General features: G+C 71.0%; 1 pseudogene. It reads right to left on the minus strand.

Annotated features, from left to right (window positions below):
- Positions 1-259, minus strand: a pseudogene (locus CVH10_RS21940) (MFS transporter); the annotation flags it as partial.

Genomic DNA, 259 nt, shown 5'->3' on the forward strand with positions numbered 1-259 from the left:
CCACCACGGCGCCGATCGCCATCGATACATAGCCCCAGCGCATCAGGCGTCCGGCCGGAACACCGCGCTGGAGCCAGCGGCCGGCCAGCACATTGCCGCCGATGTTCATGGCCGCGGCCAATGCCGTCAGTGCTGCGCTCCATCGGGCCGGCACGCCGGCCTCGCCGTAGATCGCCGGCAGGAAGCCGATCACCGCGATCCACTGCGACGAATACACGGCGAAGGCCGCAGCGACCAGCCACGGCCCGGTCGAGCGCAG

Origin of the sequence: Halomonas sp. ND22Bw (assembly GCF_003011945.1) — a bacterium.
Classification (GTDB): Bacteria; Pseudomonadota; Gammaproteobacteria; order Pseudomonadales; family Halomonadaceae; genus Halomonas; species Halomonas halophila.